Here is a 19680-nt window from a genome sequence, read left to right on the forward strand (position 1 = left end):
CAGTTCGGCGAGCAGGCGTTCGTGCAGTTGCTGCCAGACGCCGGCCTCGTGCCATTCGGTCAGCCTTCGCCAGCAGGTGGCCCCGGAGGCGCCGAACAGCGCGGTGGGCAGGCGGTTCCAGCCGATGCCGGTGCGGATGACGTACAAGATGCCTTCGAGTGCGGCGCGGTCGTCGGCGCGCTTGCGGCCGGGATAGCGGAACCGCCGTGGATGCACCGGAAGGAGCGGCTCGAGCCGCCCCCACAGCTGGTCGGTCAGAACCTCCTCACGCATGCGAACATTCTGGAAAGCCCCGCATACCAGGCAAAGCCGACACGCCGACTCATTCTGAACTGACCCCTTAGTGGCGGAATGCCTCCGCCAGCCACCACGACCCACCGTCGTCCGCGATCTTCGCGTCGATCACCAGCGGGGCCGTGCGGGGTTCCGTCAGCCACTCCCGGACCGCCGACAGGTCTTCCCGTGTCCGGATCGTGACACCTGTGCAACCGAAGCCGCGGGCTATTGCCGCCAGGTCCGAATCCGGGAAGCGGACCGTTGACATGTCGGCGTCGCCGAAATGGTGGACCTCTGCTCCGTACGCCGCGTCGTTGTAGACGATCACCACCAGTGGCAGGGACAGGCGGACCGCTGTATCCAATTCGGACAGTGCCATGTGGAATCCGCCGTCGCCCGTGCCCAGGACCGGGAGGCGGTCCGGGCGGGCCAGGGCCGCTCCGATCGCCGTGCCCAGGCCCAGGCCGATGCTCTGGAACGCCTGGGTGAAACAGAAACCCTGCTCGTCCGGCACCGACAGGTACGCGCTCGGGTAGCCCATGAAATTGCCCGAGTCGATCGAGACGATCCGCTCCGCCGGCAGCAGCTCGTCTAGGAGCCTGCTCAGCGTGCGCGGGTCGATCCGGTCCGCCGTCGACAGGTCCTCGTGCTCCACGTCGTTCCAGCGGCCGGTTGCCATCCGGGTCGCGACGTCGTCCGTTCGGTAGCCTCGCTGTTCCGGAACCAGGGAGAGCACCTCGGAGGCGGTGCAGCCGACGTCGCCGACGATGCCCAGGTCGATCGGGCGGTGGGCGCCCAACGCCGCCTGTGAGACGTCGACCTGGACCAGTTTTGCGTGCGGGCTCAGCAGCTTTCCGTGGCGGGTCGTCCACATGTTCAGCGCGCAGCCCCAGCCCACGACCAGGTCCGCGCCCACGATCAGCTCCGCCGCCACCGGGGAGGCGAACCCGCCCGAGATGCCCAGTGCGAACGGGTCGTCGTGGAACAGGCCGTGCGCGACGGCGGACGTCGCCAGCAACGCGCCGCACCGCGATGCCAGCCGGCGCAACGGTTCCCGGCTCGCCCGGGCGCCGCGGCCGGCGATGAACACCGGGCGCTGTGCCGTGGCCAGGAGGTCCGCGAGGGCGGCCGCCGCCGCGGTGTCCGGCCGGATCGGGGCCGGTCCGGGCACCGGCGGCAGGGGGAACTCCGGTGGGGCCGGCTCGGCCTGGACGTCCAGGGGCAGGTTCAGCACGACCGTCCGGCGCTGCTGCACCGCCGTCCGGAACGCCCGTACCGTGTCCGCGGCCGCGCTCGCGGCCGAATGCACCCGCTCCGGCACCGCGCCGACCGCCGTGGCCAGGCCGTCCTGGTCGATGCGGAAGTTCGACAGCACCGACGACCCGGCCGAGTCGGCGGCCAGCACCAGCATCGGCGTCCGGCTCTTGGCCGCCTCGGTGATCCCGGTGACCGCGTTGGTCAGGCCGCAGCCCTGGTGCAGCGACAGCACCGGCACCTTGCCGCTCATCCGGGCGTACCCGTCGGCCATGCTCGCCGCGCCGCCTTCGTGGCGGGCGGCGACGAACCGGACGCCGCCCGCGCGCAGCGCGTTCGTCACCTCGAAGTTGCCGCTGCCCACCACGCCGAACGCCGTGCCGGCGCCGAGGCGCGCCAGGGTCCGGCCGACCAGTTCGGCGACGTTCACCGCTCCACCAGGGCCAGCACGCGGGCCGGGCTGCCCGAGCCGCCGACGATCGGCAGCGGCGAGACCACCAGCAGCACGCCGGTCGGCGGCAGCGAACCCAGGTTCTGCAGCTGCGTCAGGCCGTGCTTGCCCGCGCCGAGCAGGAGCTCGTGGCACGGGAACATCGGCTCGAGCCCCGGCGCCTGGCCCGCGTCGGTGCCGACCGTCTCGACGCCGAGCCCGGTGATCGGCGTTTCCTCGGCGAGCCAGCGGGCGCACTCCGGGGCGACGCCCGGGGTGTGCGAGCCGGACTCGTCGGCGTTGAGGAACTCCGCCTGGTCGGCGCTGCGCGCGTCCCAGCCGGTGCGGTACAGCAGCCAGCCGCCGTCGGGCAGCGGGCCGTGCTCGGCCGTCCACGCGCGGACGTCGTCGACCGAAAGCAGGAAGTCCGGGTCCGCGGCCGCCCGCGCGGAGAAGTCGAGCACGACCGCGGGCGCCACCAGCGTCTTCAACGGCACCTGCGAGACGTCGTGACCGTCCTTTCCGGACACCCAGTGCACCGGGACGTCCAGGTGGGTGCCGGTGTGCTCGCCGGTGTGGATGTCGTTCCAGTACCAGCGCGGGCCCCGCTCGTCGTAGCGGCTGATCTCCTCCAGCCGGAACGGGATGGTGTTGGCGAACGGCTCCGGCAGCTGCAGGATCGGCGTGCTCGAACTCAGGGGAGCGGTGAGGTCGACGATCTCGATCGTGCCGCCCGCGATCGCCTTGCTCAGTCCGTCCAACAACGACATGCCTGCCTCCCGGTGCCGGTGTGCGTCCCGAGCGAACCCTATGCCCGCGGAGTCGTCCTTGACAGCCGAGCGCCGGCGGGTGTTGTCTTATTGTCGTAGGACAATAGGAAGGTGCCGGGTGATCGAGTTCGTCCTGGACGGCCGCTCCAAGGTCGCCACGTACATGCAGCTCGTCGTGCAGGTGAAGCAGGCGCTGCGCGTCGGCCTGCTGCGGCCCGGCGACCAGCTGCCGAAGGTGCGCGAGGTGGCCCAGGCGCTGGCGATCAACCCGAACACCGTGCTCAAGGCCTACCGCGAGCTGGTGCTGGAAGGGCTCGCCGAAGGGCGGCCCGGTGTGGGCACGTTCGTCACCGGCAGCCTGGCCGGGCCGTCGCTGGGGAACCAGGCGCAGCTGCGCGACGAGCTGGTGGCCTGGCTCGCGCGCGCCGAAGCCGCGGGGATGTCGGACGACGACATCGCCGCGCTGATCGATACCACGATGCGCGGCGCGCGGGCGCCGCAGGACCTGGCGTAGGGGAGTCCGGAAAATGGAACTTGCGGTGGAGACCCGGGGCCTGGGGAAGCGGTACGGGCGCACCTGGGCAGTGCAGGACTGCGCGCTCGAACTGCCCGCCGGCCGGATCGCGGCCCTGGTGGGCCCGAACGGCGCGGGCAAGACGACGTTGCTGCACCTGCTCGTCGGGCTGCTGCGGCCCGACGCGGGGGAGGTGCGCGTGTTCGGCCGCGACCCGCGGGCCGTGCTCGCCGACGTCGGGTTCGTCGCGCAGGACACCCCGCTCTACCGGGACTTCACCGCGGCGGAGCTGGTCACCATGGGCGGCAAGCTCAACCGCCGCCGCTGGGACGCCGCGCTGGCCCGCGACCGGCTGGCCATGCTAGGCATCCCGCCGGACAAGGCGGTGGGGAAGCTGTCCGGCGGGCAGCGCGCCCAGGTGGCACTGGCGCTGGCGCTGGCCAAGCGCCCGCGGCTGCTGCTGCTCGACGAACCCATCGCGACCCTGGACCCGCTGGCGCGCCGCGAGTTCATGCAGACGCTGATGGGCGCGGTCGCCGAGAGCGAGACGACCGTGCTGCTGTCCTCGCACCTGCTGGCCGACCTCGAACGCGCCTGCGACCACCTCGTCGTCCTGCAGCGGGCCCGCGTCCAGCTCACCGGCGGGGTCGACGAGCTGCTCGAAACCCACCGCACGCTCGTCGGCCCGCGGGCCGGCAGCGAGTCCATCGCCGGCGTCGCGCACGTCGTCCGCGCGAGCCACACCGAACGCCAGTCGACGCTGCTGGTCCGCCGCGGCGACGGCCCGATTGATCCACTGTGGACGGAGCATGAAGTGACCCTGGAGGACGTGGTGCTCGCGCACCTCGCCGAAGCCGAAGCCCGTGTCCCGGCGTCCGCGTGGGAGGTGCCGGCATGATCTGGCTGACCTGGCGCCAGCACCGCAGGCAGGCGCTGTTCACCCTCGGCGCGCTGGCCGTGCTCGCCGCGATCATGGTCCCCACGGGCCTGGCGATGCACGCGAAGTACGACAGCCTCGGCTTGCCCGGCTGCCGGGCCGCGCTCGGCACCGCGCCGTTGATCACGCAGACCGAGGCGGTGGCGCGCTGCGAGAACCTCGGCCACCAGTTCCAGGACCAGTTCAGCGGCCTGGTGTTCGTCGCCGTCCTGTTCGTGGTCCTGCCCGTGCTGGTCGGCGTGTTCTTCGGCGCGCCGCTGGTCGCCCGCGAGGTCGAGCAGGGCACCCACCGTCTCGTGTGGACACAGGGGGTCAGCCGCCTGCGGTGGGCGCTGGTGAAGTTCGGCCTGGTCGGCGCGATCACCGCGGTGCTCGCCGTCGGGTACGCGCTGGGCGTGTCCTGGTGGTTCCAGCCGCTGGTCGGCGCGACCACCGGCCGGCTGGCCTACGTCACGTTCGACGTCCAGGGGATCGTGCCGATCGCGTACACGCTGTTCGCGCTCGCCCTCGGCGTCTTCGCCGGGACGTTCTGGCGGAAAGTGCTGCCCGCCATGGCGATCTCCCTGGCCGGGTTCGCCGCGGTCCGGGTCGCGATCGAAGTGCTGGCCCGGCCGCGGTACCTGCCGGCGCAGACCCTCTCGTTCGGCCCGGGGGACCAGCGGACGCCGAACTTCGCGTCGGGGGACTGGGTGATGCAGCAGGGTGTCCGCAACGCGGCGGGCGAGCTCGTGCTGCCGGACGCGCAGATCGGCCCGTGCCCGCCCACCGGGTGCGGGGCCGGCCCGCAGGAGGCGGGACCGGGCGCGTACAACTGGCTGCAGTACCAGCCGGGCGACCGGTTCTGGCTTTTCCAGGGCATCGAAACGGGGATCTTCGTGTTGCTGGCGGCCGCGCTGGTGTTCTTCGCGATCCGCCGGTTGCGCACGATCGCGTGACGGGCGCGGGTTCCCCACCGGACGCCGTCGCCGGTTCGTGAGTTCTCCACGCGGCCAGGGGAGACTGCGGCCGATCGGGTGATCTGCCGGGACAAGCGGGCGAACCCTCGCCGGACTGTCGGCGCACCGTCGTAAAGTCGCACCCGGTGAGGGAGCACAACGGTTTTTCCGCTGGGCGCGCGGGGGATTCGGAACCGTGGCAGGTATGCCTGCTGAGTTCGTCGGGCCGGATACTGGGCGCCGGGATGCTGCTGGGCGAAGCCACCGTGCTGACCTGCGCGCACGTCGTGCAAGCCGCCGGAGAGGAAGCGCTTTCGGGGCAGCACTTGCGGGTCCGGTTCGTCGGCCTGGCCGGGGCGCCGGAAACGCGCGCCGGCGTGCGGCCCGGCTGCTGGGTGCCGCCGGCGGCGGACCACCGGGGCGACATCGCGCTGCTGGACCTGACCGACGCCTTCCCCCGGGTGGCCGGAGCGCCACTGGTGCGCCTCGGCGCCCTGCGCGGCCGGGCGGTCCACACCTACGGCTTCCCGCGCCCGCACGGCAACGGCGTCCGGGTGGACAACGCCGAGCCGGCCGGCGTCGCGGGGGAGCGGATCCGGCTCGACGCGAAACTGCCCGGGGAACGGGCCCGCGGCGGGTTCAGCGGCGCGGGCGTGATCGACGAGGCCACCGGTTCGGTGCTCGGCATGGTGGTGACCGAACACACCGGCCCCGCTTCCCTGATCCCGGTCGAGGTGATCACCGGGTACGTGCCGGAAGTGGCGCGGTGGGTGGGCGAACCCCCGCGGCCGGCGGACGGGCCGTTGATCGTGCTCATCGGGGAAAGCGGGGCGGACGTCTTCGGGTACCTCCTGGCGCAGGTGCGGCGGGAACGCCGGGTGTCCCGCCCGGCGGCGGCGGAGCGGGGGCCCGGCGATCGGCTCGCCGCGATCGTGGACGCCACCGGCCGGACCGCCGAGGAGGTGGCCGAGCACGTCAAGGCCGGCATCAGCACCGAAGAGGTCACCACCGTGCTGGCGAGCACGCCGGAGGCCGTCGCCGTCGCGGTGACCGGCATCGACTCGGCCCGCGCGCCGGAGGAGGTGCTCACCGGGACGGTCAAACCGTTGACGGACAAGGGAGCCACCGTGCTGGCCCAGTTCAGCTCACCGGACTCGCCCGGCCTGCGCCTCGCCCGCCGCTGGGAGCGGGAGCGGAACGCGCACGGCCTGGAGCGGCTGGCGCTGCTGGTCGAAATGGTGGAGCACGAAGAGGAACGGACGCGGGAGCTGGCCGCCCGGCTGGGATCGCGCACGGTGGTGCCCGGCCGATCGGCGGACCTGCGCCTGCGGCTGGGCGCGCTGCGGTCCGCGGGGGAGCGGGTCGAACCGGGCCGGGTGCGGCGCGCACTGGCGGCGACCGAGCGCGCCGCCGAGGCCGCGTGGCGGGAGCTCGTCGGGCGGCACGCCGACCTCGGCGCGCAGCGTGCCCGGCACGACGAACTGCACGGACGGCTGCGCGGCTACAACGCGAAGGCCACCGACGCGGGCTTGATGGAGGACGAGGACCTGGCGGAGCTGTACCGCCCGGCCATGGCGGCGCTGACCACGCGGCCGGACGAGCCGGAAGCCGCGGCCGGGCTGGTCGAGCGGTACGTGTGCGCGGTCCGCCGCCGGCTGGAGGGCACGTGACGGCCGAAACGGTGTGGTGCCACGAGCGGCCGGTCGGGCCGATCGGGTTCTGCGAGGTCTGCGGCCGCCGCCGGGTCCCGGCCGCCGCCCCGGACGTGGCCGCCCCGGCGAAGCAGAGCACCCGTCGCAGCGCCGAGCTCCGAGGCGGCGACGCGGACTTCCCGTCCCTGCCGGCGATCGAGGTGCCGGACCCGGAGAAACTCCTCCTCACCGACCCCGACTACCCCGAGCAGAACCGGTTCTGCGGCCGCTGCGGCGAGCCGGTCGGCCGCGCCTACGCCGGTGAGCCGGCGTTCGCCGAAGGGTTCTGCGAAAGCTGCGGCGAACGCTTCTCCTTCCTGCCCAAGCTGACCAGCGGCGAGCGGATCGGCGACCGCTACGACGTCATCGGGTGCTTCGCCCACGGCGGGCTCGGCTGGATCTACCTGGCCGCCGACACCGCGCTCGGCGACCAGCACGTCGTGCTCAAGGGCGTGATCAACAGCGGCAACGCGGTGCGGCGCGCGCAGGCGCGGGTCGAACGGGACGTGCTCGTCCGGCTCGACCACCCCAACATCGTGCGGATCACCGACTTCGTCGAGCACGGCGACGAGCCGGACACCTACCTGGTGATGGAGTACGTCGGCGGGCGGTCGCTGCGGAACCTGCTGCAGGAGGGCCCGCCGCCGCGGGTCGAGCACGTGATCGGCTACGGCCAGGCGATTCTCGCGGCCCTGGGCTACCTCCACGACGAGGGCCTGCTCTACTGCGACATGAGCCCGGCGAACGTGATCCACGGCGACAAGCGCGTCAAGGTGATCGACCTCGGCGCGGCGCGCCCGATCGGCGGCGCGGCCGGCCCGAGCGTCGGGACGAAGGGGTACCAGGCACCGGCGGAGGAGATCGAGAGGTACGGCCTGACCGTCCGCTCGGACCTGCACGCCGTGGGCGCGACCCTGAAGGACCTGTTCGACGCCGCGAGCGAGGGCCCCGACCCGGACCGGGTCGCCGGTGGCGTCGACTCGCTGCGGAAGGTGCTCGAACGGGCGGTCGCGCCGTTCGAACTGCGGTTCGCCACCGCGGCCGAAATGGCGGAGCAGCTCGAGGGCGTGCGCCGGGAAATCCTGTCCCTGCGCGACGAACAGCCGCGGCCGGCGCCGTCGGCGCTGTTCGAGGACACCGCGGAACTGCTCGACGACGGCCTCGGCGCGGTGCCCGGCCTCGACCACTGGGTCACCGGCGACCACGCCGCCGGCCGGCTGGACCTCGGCCTGCCCGCGGCCGCCGACGGCGCCGGCCGGCTGCCGGTGCCGCGGGTCGCTCCCGACGACCCGGCGGCCGCGTTCATCGCCGCCGCGGGCGCGCCCGGCCCGTACCGCTGGCTGGACAAGCTCGCGATGTTCGCCGGACGCTCGGCCGAGATCGCGTTCGCCAGGACGCGGGCGCTGATCGCGCTGCGGAACCCCGAAGCCGCCGCCGCGGCGCTGTCCGTGGCCGACGAACTGCTCGGCCTCGGGGCCGCCCGTGACTGGCGGGCCGGCTGGCACCACGGTCTGCTCGAACTGGCGCGGGGCAACGCCGAGGGAGCCGCCGGCAGGTTCGGCGAGGTGCACGAAAGCTGGCCCGGCGAAATCGCACCGAAGCTGGCGCTCGGGTTCTGCGCCGAACTGCGCGGGCGGACCGAGGCGGCCGAGCGCTGCTACCGCTCGGTGTGGCACCGCGACCACGCGCAGGTCAGCGCCGCGTTCGGGCTGGCCCGCTGTGCGCTGAGGAGCCAGGGCCGCGACGCCGCGGTCGCCCTGCTCGACGCCGTCCCGCCCATTTCGCGCCACTACGACGCCGCACGCATCGCCACCGTGCGGATCCGGGCGGGCCGCCTGCCGTCCGGCCCGCCGGGCCGCGACGACCTCGCCGACGCGGCCCGCCGGCTGCCCGAGGTCTACCTCGACCGGGAGGCCCAGGACCGGCTGGAAGCGCTCGTCCGGGAGGCCGCGCTGGCCGGGCCCGGCCACGACGGCTGGGACGGCGGCGCGCTCCTCGGCGAGCGCGTCACCGAACGCGGCCTGCGGTCGCTCCTGGAGCAGTCCCTGCGCCGGCTCGCCGAAGGGGCGCGCGACCGGAACGAGCACGGCGTGCTGGTCGACCTCGCGAACTCCGTCCGGCCGAAGACGAGAAGGTGATCGGATGCCCGCCCGGGAGCGCCCGTCGTTCACCCTCCAGCTGAGCCAGAACAAGTACCTCGCGCCCGCCGACGACCGGATGGACGTCGTCCTCACCGTGCGGGTGGGTGACGCGGGCGCGGCGGCCCCGGAACCGCCGCCGACCGCCGAACTGCTGCTGGTCGACTGCTCCAGCTCGATGGACTGGCCGCCGACGAAGATCGAGGCCGCGCGGCACGCCTGCCGGGCGGCCATCGGCACCCTGCGCGACGGCGTGCTGTTCGGCGTGGCGGAGTGCACGTCCCGGGCGCGGCTGGTGTACCCGGCCGCGCTGCCGCTGGCCGTGGCCGGCGAGCGGACGCGCCAGGAAGCGAAGGAGGCCGTCTCCGGTCTGATCGCCGGGGGCGGCACCGCCATGAGCACGTGGCTGGACCTGGCCCGGGAGCTGTTCGGGAAGACGCCGGCGACCATCCGGCACGCCGTGCTGCTCACCGACGGCCTGAACCAGTCCGACCGCCCGGGCGCGCTGGAGGCCGCGCTCGGCCGCTGCCGGGGCGAATTCGCCTGTGACGCAAGGGGAATCGGCGACAACTGGGATCCGCGGGACCTGCAGCGGATCGCGTCGGTGCTGCGCGGCAGCGCGGACGCCGTCCTGGAGGACGCCGAGCTCGCCGGGGACTTCCGGCGCCTGGTCGAGCGGGCGATGGGCCGGACCGTGCCGGACCTGCGGCTGCGGATGACCACCATGCCCTACAGCCGGCTGCGGTTCGTCAAGCAGGTCTTCCCCACCGAGGTCGACCTCACCGCGCAGTGCCGGACCGAGGGCCGCGTGCTCGAACTGCCCACCGGGGCGTGGGGCGAGGAGCTGCGCGAGTACCACCTGTGCCTCGACGTCGCGGCCGGCGAGCTGACCCGGTACGAAGACCTGCTGCTCGGCACCGTCACCCTGTTCCGAGGCGCCGACGACCCGGCCGGCGAGCCGCAGGCCGTGGTGGGCTACCTGACCGACGACCTGGCGCTGTCGAGCGTGCCGGACGACCACGTCGCCCGCGTCACCGGGCAGGCCGAGCTGGGGCGCGCGGTCCGGGCGGGCTGGGAAGCCTTCGAGCGCGACGACCGGGCGGCAGCGGCGCGTGAGTGGGGCACCGCGGTCCGGCTGGCGACCGAACTGGGGAACACCGAGATCCTCAAGCGGCTGGGCCGGCTGATCGACGTGCGTGCCGACGGCGGCTTCGCGTTCAAGGAGGGCGTGCGCCCGCGAGACGGGTTCTCCCTGATGCTCGGCTCGACCATCTCCACCTACACCGGTGCGGCCGAGCCCGCCGCGGCGGTGGTGGCCGAAGTGGACGGTGTCCCGCGCGACTGTGTCCACTGTGGACACAAGGTGCGGCCGTCGGCGAAGGTGTGCGGGCACTGCGGTGAACCGGTCGAGGCGGGGACGCCGTCGTGACGGCGATCAGCACGACCCGGCAGACCCTGTGGTGGCTGCGGCTCGGCCTGGTGGCCGGCAGCGTGCTGGTGCTGGCGACCGCGCTGGCGACCTTCCTCGGCGTGCGGGCCAGCATCGCTGAGGTGCGGGACCGCACCGCGCCCGCGGTGCTGGAGGTGTCCCTGGCCAAGGACGCGATCGTGGCCGCGCACAGCGCGGCGGTGAAGGCGTTCGACGCCAAGCAGGCGCGCCTGACCGGACCGAGCGAGCAGTACGAGGACGAAATCGCCCGGGCGAGCCAGCAGCTGACCCAGGTCGCCGAGCACAACGCGGCCGGCGAGGCGGGCAGCCAGACGCTGCGGCTGATCGAAGGATTGCTGCCTTCGTACAACGGCTTCATCGGGCAGGCCGACGCCCACTTCCGCCAGGACGCGGGCGGCCCGCTCACCGCGAGCAACCTGCAGTCCGCGTCGGACCTGCTGACCGCGCCGCAGAACGGGATCCTCGCCCGGCTCGACGCGCTCGAGGCCGCCCAGCGCGCCGCGCTCGACCAGCAGCTCGGTGCCCGCTGGCTGGCCCCCGTGATCACGGTGCTGTGGGCGGTGCCGCTGCTCCTGCTGCTCGCCGCGCTCGTGTGGACCCAGCGGTTCCTCGCCGGCCGGTTCCGGCGCACGGTGAACACCGCGCTGCTGGGGGCGACGGCGGCGTGCGTGCTGCTGGGCGCGGGAACCGCGCTGCTGCTGGGCATCCAGTCCGACGCGCGCCACGGCGGCGCCGCGCTGGAGCAGGTCGTGGACACGCGGTCCGTCGCCACCGCGGCGGCCGCCGCCTGGGCGCGGTGGACGCTGGCCCAGGTGCTGACCGCCCAGTGCGGCATCGAGGGAGTGGCCGCGTGCGGCGACACCGTGACCGCGTTCGCCGCCGGGACGCCCGTCCCGCCCGCCCTCCCGGCCCCGCCGCAGAGTCCCGTCGACGAGGCGGCGCTGCTGGGCCCCGGGCTCACCGAACCGGCCTGGAACGGGATCCTCGGGTACGGGATCCCGGTGCTGGCCGCCGGGATCGGCGTCCTCGCGGCCGGCGGCCTGCAACCCCGGCTCGACGAATACCGGTTCCGCGCGAGGAGAGAGCCGTGACGAAGCGGTGCGCCGTCCTGGCGCTGGCCGTCGTCCTCCTGGTGTCCGGGTGCTCGGCCGGGGCCGGCGCGGAGCTGGTGACGGTGCTGGGGCCGTGGACCGGCGACGAGCAGACGGCGTTCCTGCGGGTCCTCGACGGGTTCACCCGGGAGACCGGGATCCAGACGAGCTACCAGGGCACCCGCGCGCAGAACCAGGTGCTGCGCGGCGACCTGCAGCAGGGCACCCCGCCCGACGTGGCCGTGTTGTCCGACCCCGCCGAGCTGGTGGGGTACGTGCGATCCCGGCAGCTGAAGCCCCTGGACGACGTCCTCGGCGCGGAGGCGGCCAAGGCGTACAGCGCGCAGTGGCTGAACCTGCAGCAGCTCGGCACCGACGTGGTGTACACGGTCGTGGTCAAGGCCGATCTGAAGAGCATCGTCTGGTACGACCCGGACCGCTTCCGGGACGACCCACCGGCCACCTGGGACGAGCTCGTCGCGGTGTCCCGGCGCCTGTCCGCCGCCGGGCAGACACCGTGGTGCCTCGGCATGGGGGCGCCGCCGAACTCCGGGTTCCCCGGGACCGACTGGCTCGAGGACATCCTGCTGCACCAGGCCCCGGACAAGTACCGCCACTGGGCGGCGGGCGAGGTGGCCTGGACGGACTCGGCGGTGCGCGACGCGTGGCAGAGCTGGGGCACGCTGGTCCTGGCGCCGGGTGCGGTCCGCGGCGGCAGCACGGCCGCGCTGCTCACCTCGTTCGCCGACGCCGGGCGCGCCCTGTTCGCCGATCCGCCCGGCTGCCTGCTGGAGCACCTCGGCTCGTTCGCGATCGGCGACTACCTGACGGTGCGGCGGCCGGCCGGGCCGCCCGTGCCCGGCCGGGACTTCCGGTTCTTCCCGTTCCCCAGCGCCGGGAAGCCCGTGCGGTCCGAGGTGTCGGCCGACCTCGCCGGGATGTTCCACGACACCCCCGCCACGCGCCGGCTCATGGTCTACCTGGCCGGGGAGGCCGGGCAGCGGATCTGGCCGTCGGGCGGGACGACGTTCTCGGTGCACCAGGGGCTCGTCGGCCAGGACGTCTACCGCAGCGACGTGACCCGGGGGATCGCGACCACCCTCGCCAAGGGCACCGACCTGTGCTTCGACGCGTCGGACCTGATGCCCTCGGCGATGACCAGCGCGTTCTACCAGGCGGTGCTGGAGTACCTGGCCCACCCCGACCGGCTGGACAACCTGCTCGGGGAACTGGAGCAGGTGCGCCGCGGCATCGACCAGGATCAGTGGCTGGACCTGCCGTGCTGAACCCGGCCGGCCCGCCGGGGAGTTACGGTTTGTAGCCGACGATCCCGGCGACGCACCGCGCCGAGTCGCTCAGCGGGGTGAGCCGGGGGCCGTCCGGCCACCACTCGTCACAGACGGCCATGCCCGGCTCGGCCGTCGCGTTCGGCTGGACCAGCTCGAGACCGTCCATCATCGCCTCGATCTCCGCGCGGGTGCGGAAGCGGCCGGCTCCGAGCGGGCCCTGGACGAGGATCTGCTCGATGCGCTTGGCGATCGCGGTCAGTTCCGGCACCTCGGGGTCGTAGAAGTGCGACAGCACCACGTACGAGCCCGACGGCAGCGCGGCGATGTACTCGCGCATGATGTCGAAGACGCCGTCGCCCTCGCAATGGTGCATCGTGCCCACTTGCAGCAGGGCGACCGGCTCGGTGAAGTCGATGTGCCGCAGCACGTCCTCGTTGCGCAGGACCTGCGACGGGTCGAAGATGTCGGCCGCGACCATGTGCGTGAAGTCGTTCTCCACCAGCAGCGCCCGGCCGTGGGCGAGGACCACCGGGTCGTTGTCGACGTAGACGACCGTGTTGTCCTTGTCGATGCGCTGCACGATCTGGTGGGTGTTCTCGGCCGTCGGCAGCCCGGACCCGCAGTCGAGGTACTGGTGGATCTTGGTCTGGCCGGCCAGCATCCGCAGCGCGCGGTTGTGGAACCCGCGGTTGCCGCGGGCGATGTCCACCGCTTCCGGGACCGCGGTGCGGATCTTGTCCATCACCAGGCGGTCGACCTCGTAGTGGTTGTTGCCGCCGAGGAACCCGTCGTAGATCCGCGCGATGCTCGGCCGCTCGGGGTCCACGCCCACCGGCGTCTGGCTCGGGGACAGCGTGGACGGAACGTCGGACATGGCGACCTCGCAGGGCTTCGGCGGGCGGCGTTGGGCCACCCAGCGTAATAGGTCGCGTTCCGGCGGTGAACCCGCCCCGGTCAGCCGCTCGGGCGCAGCCGCTGGTCCGGGATCTCGGCGGCGCGCTGAGCGCGTTCCCAGCGCAGCCGCGCGAGGTGCTGCTCGATCCGCCGGTCGAGGTCCCGCGCGGCCTCGGACAGGTCCGTCAGGTCGCGACGGGACCCCGGGCGCCCGGCGGCTGCCCCGGTGTCCGCTTCGTCCCCTGCCCTGTCCACTACCGGCACCTCCCGGATCGGCCCTGGCCCCTGCCCTCTCGGCGTTACTGCCCCATCGGGGACTTGCCAAAACACCGGTGGGCGTGAGCCCGGGCACGCGGTGCGTCCGGGGATCGGCGGGACGGATTCATCCGAAACGCCCTGGTCACAATTTTGACCAGGTGGTAGAAATTGAGCTGGTGTGGCGGACGGCCGCCACCGGGAACTGGAGGAGCCGGGAATGAGCCTGCCTTCCGTACAGCTGTATTCGGTCCGCGACGCCTTCGCGGCCGACCCCGCCGGCACCCTGCGGCGGCTCGCCGAGATCGGGTTCACGCAGGTCGAGCCGTACGGCGTCGTCGAGAACGTCGAAGCCCTGCGGGCCGGGCTGCCCGCGAACGGCCTGACCGCCCCGACCGCGCACGCGCGCCTGCTCGGCGCCGACCAGCAGGCGGTCTTCGCCGCGGCGGCCGAGCTCGGCATCGGCCTGGTCATCGACCCCCTGGTGCCGGCCGAGCGGTGGCAGGACCCGGCCGACATCGCGGCCACGGCGGAAGCGCTCAACGCCGCCGCCAAGCTCGCCGCCGAACACGGCGTGCGCGTCGGCTACCACAACCACTGGTGGGAGCTGGAGTCCCGGATCGACGGGCGCAGCGCGTTCGAGGTGTTCGCCGAGCAGCTCGACCCGGCCGTCGCGCTGGAGGTCGACACCTACTGGGCCACCGCGGGCGGCGAGGACGCGCCCGCGCTGCTGCGGCGGCTCGGCGACCGCGTCCGGGCCATCCACGTCAAGGACGGCGGGCTCGCCACCGACGCCACCGGCCAGGTGCCGGCCGGCCAGGGCCGGGTCCCGGTCGCGGACGTGCTCGCCGCCGCGCCGGACGCCCTCCGGGTGGTCGAGTTCGACGCCTACAGTGGCCCGGCCGGGGACCTCTTCGCGGCCATCGCCGCCAGCCACGCCTTCCTGACCGGCGCCGGCCGGTGACCGGCGGGCCGGTCGGCGTCGGGATCGTCGGCGCCGGCGTCATCAGCGCCACCTACCTGCAGAACCTCACCAGCTTCCCGGACGTGCGGGTGCGGTGGGTGGCCGACCTCGACACCGAGCGGGCGGCGGCCCGCGCGGCCGAGTACGGCGTCCCGCATTCGGGCACGTTCGCCGAGCTGCTCGACGACGCCGAAGTCGAGCTCGTCGTCAACCTGACCGTGCCGGTCGCGCACGTCGAGGTCGGGCTCGCCGCGCTGGAGGCGGGCAAGCACGTCTGGGCGGAGAAGCCGCTCGCGCTCGACCGCCAGACCGGCCGCAAGCTGCTCGATCGCGCACGGGAGAAGAACCTGCGCCTGGCCAGCGCCCCCGACACCGTGCTCGGCGCCGCGCTGCAGACCGCGCGGCGAGCCGTCGACGCGGGCCGGATCGGCCGTCCGCTGACCGCGCTGGCGCTCTTCCAGGTGCCGGGCCCGGAGGTCTGGCACCCGGCACCGGAGTTCTACTTCCAGGCCGGCGGCGGGCCGCTGCTCGACATGGGCCCCTACCACCTGACGTCGCTGGTGCACCTGCTCGGCCCGGTCCGGCGGGTCACCGCGGCCGGCGCGCGGGCGCGCGACACGCGGGTCATCGGAGCCGGGCCGCGGGCGGGGACGGAGTTCCCGGTGTCGGTGACGACCACGGTCACCGCGCTCGTCGAGTTCGAAAGCGCGTCCGCGCAGCTGGTCCTGAGCTTCGACTCGGCGCTCAAGCGGCCCGGGCTGGTCGAGCTGACCGGCACGCTCGGCACCGCCGTCCTGCCGGACCCCAACCGGTTCGACGAGCCGACCCGGCTGCACCTGCTCGGCCACGCGGAGCCGGAAGAGCTGGCGCCGCAGGGGCACGCGGCCTCCCGCGGCACCGGCGCGCTGGAGCTGGCGCGCGCCATCCGGGCCGGTGTCCCGGAACGCGCGTCCGGCGAGCTGGCCTACCACGTGCTCGACGCGATGCTGGCCATCGACGAGTCGCTGACCCGCGGGCAGAGCGTCGAGGTCGCGAGCACGGTCGACGTCCCGCCGGTGCTGCCGGTGGGCTGGGACCCGTACGCGAAGACCCTCTAGAGCGGGACGGTGAGCAGGTTCTGCAGGTAGAAGCGCAGCGAGCCGACCAGGTCGACCTCGCCGGGGACGGTCAGCCACTGCACCTGCAAGCCGTCCATCAGGGCGATGAACGTCAGCGCCGCCAGCTCCGGCTCGACGCCCGCGCGCAGCTCGCCGCGGGCGGCGAGGGCGTCGAACGATTCGTGCACGCCGTCGCGGGCGGCCCGGTAGTGGCGCACGAAGTACTGATGCGCCGGGTGGTCCGGGGCGACCGCTTCGGCGGCGAGCCGGGAGTAGAGGTCGACGATCCCGGGGTGGCGGACGTTGTGCTCGGCGAGCGCGACGAAGTGGCGCAGGACCTCCAGCCCGGGCGGCACGGTCAGCTGCTCGCGCTCGGAGTCCTCGGCGTCCCGGCGTTCGAGCACCGCGGCGAGCAGGGCCTCCTTGGTGGGGAAGTAGTAGAGGAGGCCGGCGTGGGAGATCCCGACGCGCTTGGCGATCTCCCGCAGCGACGAGCCGTGGTAGCCGAGCTCGCCGTAGGCCGCGGCCGCCGCCGTGATGATGTCCTCGCGGCGGATCCGGCCCTTCAGGTAGCCCCCGGTCACGGGGTCGCGGTGGTCTCGGCGGCGTGCACGGCACCATCATGCCGCAGCGGTCGTTCGCACATCCCGCGTGATCGGACGGACAAAGCGGTTGAGCGAACGTCGGCAGCTTGCGAGCATCGCGGCGTGAAGAGCGCGGAGCGGCACCGGGTCATCGTGGAGCGGCTGCGCGACGCGGACCAGGTGGGCGTCGCGGAGCTGGCCGAAGCGACCGGCGCGTCGGAGATGACCGTCCGCCGCGACCTCGACCTGCTGGCGTCCCGGGGCGTGCTGCGGCGGGTGCACGGCGGCGCGATCCCGGCGTCGCCGTGGGGGATCGAGCCGCCGTTCGCGGCGCGCGCGACGGCCTCGATCGCGGCGAAGCGAGCCATCGCCGCCGCGGCGGCCGAGCTGATCCGCGACGGCGAAACGGTCGTCCTCGACAGCGGCACCACCGCGCTGGAGCTGGCGCGGCTGCTGCGCGGACGCCCGGTCACCGTGATGCCGCTGTCGCTGCACGCGGTCCGGGAACTGGCCGAAGCCCCCGGCGTCCGCCTGCTGCTGCCCGGCGGCGAACCACGGCCGGGCGAGCAGGCCCTGGTGGGGCCGCTGACGCTGGCTTCACTGCGGGCCCTGCGGTTCGACGTCGCCGTGCTCAGCCCCTGCGCGTTCGGGCTCGACGCCGGGTTCACCGCCTTCGACCTGGGCGACGCCGAGGTCAAGCGGGCCGCCCTCGAGGTCGCGGCCCGGGCGATCGTGCTCGCCGACGGCGCCAAGTGGGGCCGTGCCGCGCTCGCGCACGTCTGTCCGGCCGACCGCGCCGACGTAGTGATCACCGACCCGGGCGCGCCCGAGGACCAACGGGCGGCGCTGGCCGGCCGCGGTGTCCTCGTGCACGTCGCCGTTCCCCTGGAGAGCCGATGACCGCCCCGCCCCGCCCGCGTGCCGCCCGGTTCGCGACCTTCATGTTCTTCGGCCTCAACGGGTTCGCGATGGGCATGTGGGTGGTGCACATCCCGAACGCCGAGCGCGCGACCGGCATCTCGCACAGCACGCTGGGCGGGCTGCTGCTGGTGCTCGGCGGCGCCGCGTTCGCCGGCATGCAGGTGGCCGGCCCGCTCGTCGACCGGTTCGGGCACCGGCGGCTGGTGCCGGCCGCCGGCATCCTGATGGGCCTCGCGGTGTGCGCGCCCGGGTTCGCGAACTCGTGGTGGGCACTGGGCCTCTCGCTGGCCTTCTTCGGGTTCGGCAACGGCGCGATCGACGTCGGGATGAACTCGCACGCGGTCGTGGTGGAACGGGCCTACCCGCGCCCGATCATGGCGGCCTTCCACGCGATGTGGTCGATCGGCGGCGCGATCGCCGCGGTCATCGGCGCGGCCACGCTCGGCGCGGGCGTCCCCACCGGCGTCACCCTCACCGCCACCGGCCTGCTGTGCGTGCTGCTTTCCGTGCTGTCGGCGCGGTTCCTGATGGAGCCGGCCGACGCGCCCGCCGCCGCTTCCGGCACCGCCGAGCCGGCGGCCACCACGCGCCGGCCGCCGGGCCGCATGGTCTGGTTGCTCGGCCTGCTGGCGCTGGCGCTGATGTTGTCGGAGGGCGTGGCGAACGACTGGGCCGCGCTGCACATGGAGAAGGTCTTGGGCACGTCGGCGTCGACGGCAGCGCTCGCGTACGGCGCGTTCGCGGTGGCGATGACGACCGGCCGGTTCCTGACCGACCGCGTCGCGGCCTGGGCCGGCCCGGCGGCGATCGTCCGCTACGGCGCGACGCTGGCGGCGCTGGGCCTGACGACGGCCGCGGCGGCGCCGTGGGTCCCGGTGTCCCTGGCCGGCTGGGCGGTATTCGGCCTGGGCCTCTCGGGCGGCGTCCCGCAGCTGTTCACCGCGGCGGGCAACCTGGACACGCGGGCCTCGGGCGCACTGATGGCCCGCGTGGTCGGCCTCGGCTACGTCGGGCTGCTGGCCGGCCCGGCGCTGATCGGCGGCCTGACGCGGTGGATGCCGTTGAACGTGACCTTCGCGGTGCCCGTGGTGCTGTGCGTGCTCGCGGCCGTGTTCGCCGGCGTCCTGAGCCCGAAGCCGGAACCGGCGGAGCAGCCCGTCGGCTAGTGGTGGTGGGCGACGGTTTCGTGCGCCCGGTCCGCGCCGGTGGCCGGTTCGGTGTGGACCACCACCGCGGTCAGCCGCGGGATCGTGTGCAGCAGCCGGTGTTCCACCTCGTGGGCCAGCGCGTGCGCGGTCTCGACGGTCAGGTCCGCCGCCACCGTCACCGCGAGCTCGGCCCGCAGATGGTGGCCGATCCAGCGCATCCGCAGGTCTCGGGCGCCAAGCACGCCTTCGACGTCGAGGGCCGTTCGTTCGGCGAGCTCGACCGACGCCGGGTCGACGGCGTCCAGCAGCCGCCGGAACACCTCCTTCGCCGCGTCGCGCAGGACGAACAGGATCGCGACCGTGATGCCGAGCCCGACGATCGGGTCGGCGGCCGGGAAGCCGAACGCGACACCCGCGGCGCCGGCGACGACAGCCAGCGACGTGAAGCCGTCCGTGCGGGCGTGCAGCCCGTCGGCCACCAGGGCGGCCGAACCGATCTCGCGGCCGACCGTGATCCGGTACCGCGCCACGAGTTCGTTGCCGGCGAAGCCGATCACCCCGGCCACGGCCACCACCCACGGGTGCCCGACCGGCTGAGGATCGAGCAGCCGCAGCACGGATTCGTAGCCGGCGATCGCCGCCGAAGCCGCGACGGCGAGCACGACGACCACGCCGGCGAGGTCCTCGGCGCGGCCGAGGCCGTAGGTGTAGCGGCGCGTCGCCGCGCGCCGGCCGAGCAGGAACGCGACGCCGAGCGGCACGGCGGTCAGCGCGTCGGCGAAGTTGTGGACGGTGTCGCCCAGCAGCGCCACGGAGCCGGTGACGAGCACGAGAACGAGCTGCGCGACGGCGGTCACCGACAGCGCGATGAACGACCAGACGAGCGCCCGCACCCCGCGCCGGCTGGTTTCGAGGGCGTGGTCGACGCGGTCGGCGCTGTCGTGGCTGTGCGGCCGCCACTTCGAGTGGCGGTGGCCGTGTCCAGGCATGAAGGGAGTCTACCTGCGCAAGCACGCAGATACGCAAGTAGTAGGGTTTCGGT

The 19680-nt window shown here is 73.9% G+C and carries 19 protein-coding genes; 12 read left to right on the top strand and 7 right to left on the bottom strand.

What is annotated here, in order from left to right; all coding sequences use genetic code 11:
- The 3 genes from AB0M93_RS39780 to AB0M93_RS39790 all read right to left on the bottom strand — a co-directional run.
- Window positions 1-273: transposase (locus tag AB0M93_RS39780; RefSeq protein WP_364284385.1), on the bottom strand; the 273-nt coding region annotated here is incomplete at its 3' end.
- Between the two features lie 67 nt (window positions 274-340).
- Window positions 341-1960 (bottom strand): thiamine pyrophosphate-binding protein, encoded by a 1620-nt coding sequence (locus tag AB0M93_RS39785; protein ID WP_364284388.1) that lies wholly within the window; start codon window positions 1958-1960, stop codon window positions 341-343.
- Window positions 1957-2730, bottom strand: coding sequence for a cyclase family protein (locus AB0M93_RS39790; RefSeq protein WP_364284391.1), 774 nt, complete (start codon window positions 2728-2730; stop codon window positions 1957-1959). The genes AB0M93_RS39785 and AB0M93_RS39790 overlap by 4 nt, the downstream gene beginning before the upstream one ends.
- 118 nt (window positions 2731-2848) lie before the next feature.
- Here AB0M93_RS39790 and AB0M93_RS39795 point away from each other — a divergent pair, with 118 nt between their 5' ends.
- The 8 genes from AB0M93_RS39795 to AB0M93_RS39830 all read left to right on the top strand — a co-directional run bounded on the left by AB0M93_RS39795 (window position 2849) and on the right by AB0M93_RS39830 (window position 12772).
- Window positions 2849-3244 carry a GntR family transcriptional regulator gene (locus tag AB0M93_RS39795; protein ID WP_364284393.1) on the top strand — a complete coding sequence of 132 codons (396 nt, stop codon included), beginning with the start codon at window positions 2849-2851 and terminating at the stop codon, window positions 3242-3244.
- A 13-nt stretch (window positions 3245-3257) separates the two neighbouring features.
- On the top strand, window positions 3258-4142 hold the full coding sequence (locus AB0M93_RS39800; protein ID WP_364284396.1) for an ABC transporter ATP-binding protein: 885 nt from the start codon (window positions 3258-3260) through the stop codon (window positions 4140-4142).
- The gene (locus tag AB0M93_RS39805; protein ID WP_364284399.1) at window positions 4139-5116 is read left to right on the top strand and encodes an ABC transporter permease; all 978 of its coding nucleotides are present in this window, start codon (window positions 4139-4141) and stop codon (window positions 5114-5116) included. Before AB0M93_RS39800 ends, AB0M93_RS39805 begins: the two co-directional genes overlap by 4 nt.
- Before the next feature lie 146 nt (window positions 5117-5262).
- Complete coding sequence (locus AB0M93_RS39810; RefSeq protein ID WP_364284401.1) at window positions 5263-6786, top strand: serine protease; 1524 nt, start codon at window positions 5263-5265, stop codon at window positions 6784-6786.
- The gene (locus AB0M93_RS39815) at window positions 6783-8945 is read left to right on the top strand and encodes a tetratricopeptide repeat protein (protein WP_364284404.1); all 2163 of its coding nucleotides are present in this window, start codon (window positions 6783-6785) and stop codon (window positions 8943-8945) included. The genes AB0M93_RS39810 and AB0M93_RS39815 overlap by 4 nt, the downstream gene beginning before the upstream one ends.
- A gap of 4 nt (window positions 8946-8949) precedes the next feature.
- Entirely contained in the window at window positions 8950-10374 is a 1425-nt protein-coding gene (locus AB0M93_RS39820; protein ID WP_364284407.1) for a VWA domain-containing protein, read from the top strand.
- Window positions 10371-11486, top strand: a complete 1116-nt coding sequence (locus AB0M93_RS39825) for a hypothetical protein (RefSeq protein WP_364284409.1) — start codon at window positions 10371-10373, stop codon at window positions 11484-11486. The genes AB0M93_RS39820 and AB0M93_RS39825 overlap by 4 nt, the downstream gene beginning before the upstream one ends.
- Complete coding sequence (locus AB0M93_RS39830; RefSeq protein WP_364284412.1) at window positions 11483-12772, top strand: ABC transporter substrate-binding protein; 1290 nt, start codon at window positions 11483-11485, stop codon at window positions 12770-12772. Before AB0M93_RS39825 ends, AB0M93_RS39830 begins: the two co-directional genes overlap by 4 nt.
- A gap of 22 nt (window positions 12773-12794) precedes the next feature.
- On the opposite strand, the gene AB0M93_RS39835 is transcribed toward AB0M93_RS39830, so the two are convergent.
- Together AB0M93_RS39835 and AB0M93_RS39840 are read right to left on the bottom strand one after the other, a co-directional pair.
- Window positions 12795-13649 (bottom strand): SAM-dependent methyltransferase, encoded by an 855-nt coding sequence (locus AB0M93_RS39835; protein ID WP_364284415.1) that lies wholly within the window; start codon window positions 13647-13649, stop codon window positions 12795-12797.
- 80 nt (window positions 13650-13729) lie between these two features.
- Window positions 13730-13924: a hypothetical protein gene (locus AB0M93_RS39840; RefSeq protein ID WP_364284418.1), complete on the bottom strand. Its 195-nt coding sequence runs from the start codon at window positions 13922-13924 to the stop codon at window positions 13730-13732.
- Window positions 13925-14144: 220 nt separating this feature from the next.
- Between AB0M93_RS39840 and AB0M93_RS39845 the strand changes: the two genes are divergently transcribed.
- Both AB0M93_RS39845 and AB0M93_RS39850 read left to right on the top strand, forming a co-directional pair.
- On the top strand, window positions 14145-14888 hold the full coding sequence (locus AB0M93_RS39845; protein ID WP_364284421.1) for a TIM barrel protein: 744 nt from the start codon (window positions 14145-14147) through the stop codon (window positions 14886-14888).
- A complete protein-coding gene (locus AB0M93_RS39850; protein ID WP_364284424.1) occupies window positions 14885-15985 on the top strand; it encodes a Gfo/Idh/MocA family oxidoreductase in 1101 nt (366 codons plus the stop codon). The genes AB0M93_RS39845 and AB0M93_RS39850 overlap by 4 nt, the downstream gene beginning before the upstream one ends.
- Here the strand turns inward: AB0M93_RS39850 and AB0M93_RS39855 are convergent.
- The gene (locus tag AB0M93_RS39855) at window positions 15982-16569 is read right to left on the bottom strand and encodes a TetR/AcrR family transcriptional regulator (protein WP_364284426.1); all 588 of its coding nucleotides are present in this window, start codon (window positions 16567-16569) and stop codon (window positions 15982-15984) included. The genes AB0M93_RS39850 and AB0M93_RS39855 overlap by 4 nt on opposite strands.
- Window positions 16570-16692: 123 nt before the next feature.
- On the opposite strand from AB0M93_RS39855, the gene AB0M93_RS39860 reads away from it, so the two are divergent.
- Both AB0M93_RS39860 and AB0M93_RS39865 read left to right on the top strand, forming a co-directional pair.
- Window positions 16693-17469, top strand: a complete 777-nt coding sequence (locus tag AB0M93_RS39860; protein WP_364284429.1) for a DeoR/GlpR family DNA-binding transcription regulator — start codon at window positions 16693-16695, stop codon at window positions 17467-17469.
- Entirely contained in the window at window positions 17466-18656 is a 1191-nt protein-coding gene (locus tag AB0M93_RS39865; protein WP_364284432.1) for an MFS transporter, read from the top strand. The genes AB0M93_RS39860 and AB0M93_RS39865 overlap by 4 nt, the downstream gene beginning before the upstream one ends.
- Here the strand turns inward: AB0M93_RS39865 and AB0M93_RS39870 are convergent.
- On the bottom strand, window positions 18653-19627 hold the full coding sequence (locus AB0M93_RS39870) for a cation diffusion facilitator family transporter (protein WP_364284435.1): 975 nt from the start codon (window positions 19625-19627) through the stop codon (window positions 18653-18655). The two genes, AB0M93_RS39865 and AB0M93_RS39870, sit on opposite strands and share 4 nt — an antisense overlap.
- Between the last annotated feature and the right edge of the window lie 53 nt (window positions 19628-19680).

The sequence above is a fragment of the Amycolatopsis sp. NPDC051102 genome, assembly GCF_040682815.1.
Lineage (GTDB): Bacteria > Actinomycetota > Actinomycetes > Mycobacteriales > Pseudonocardiaceae > Amycolatopsis.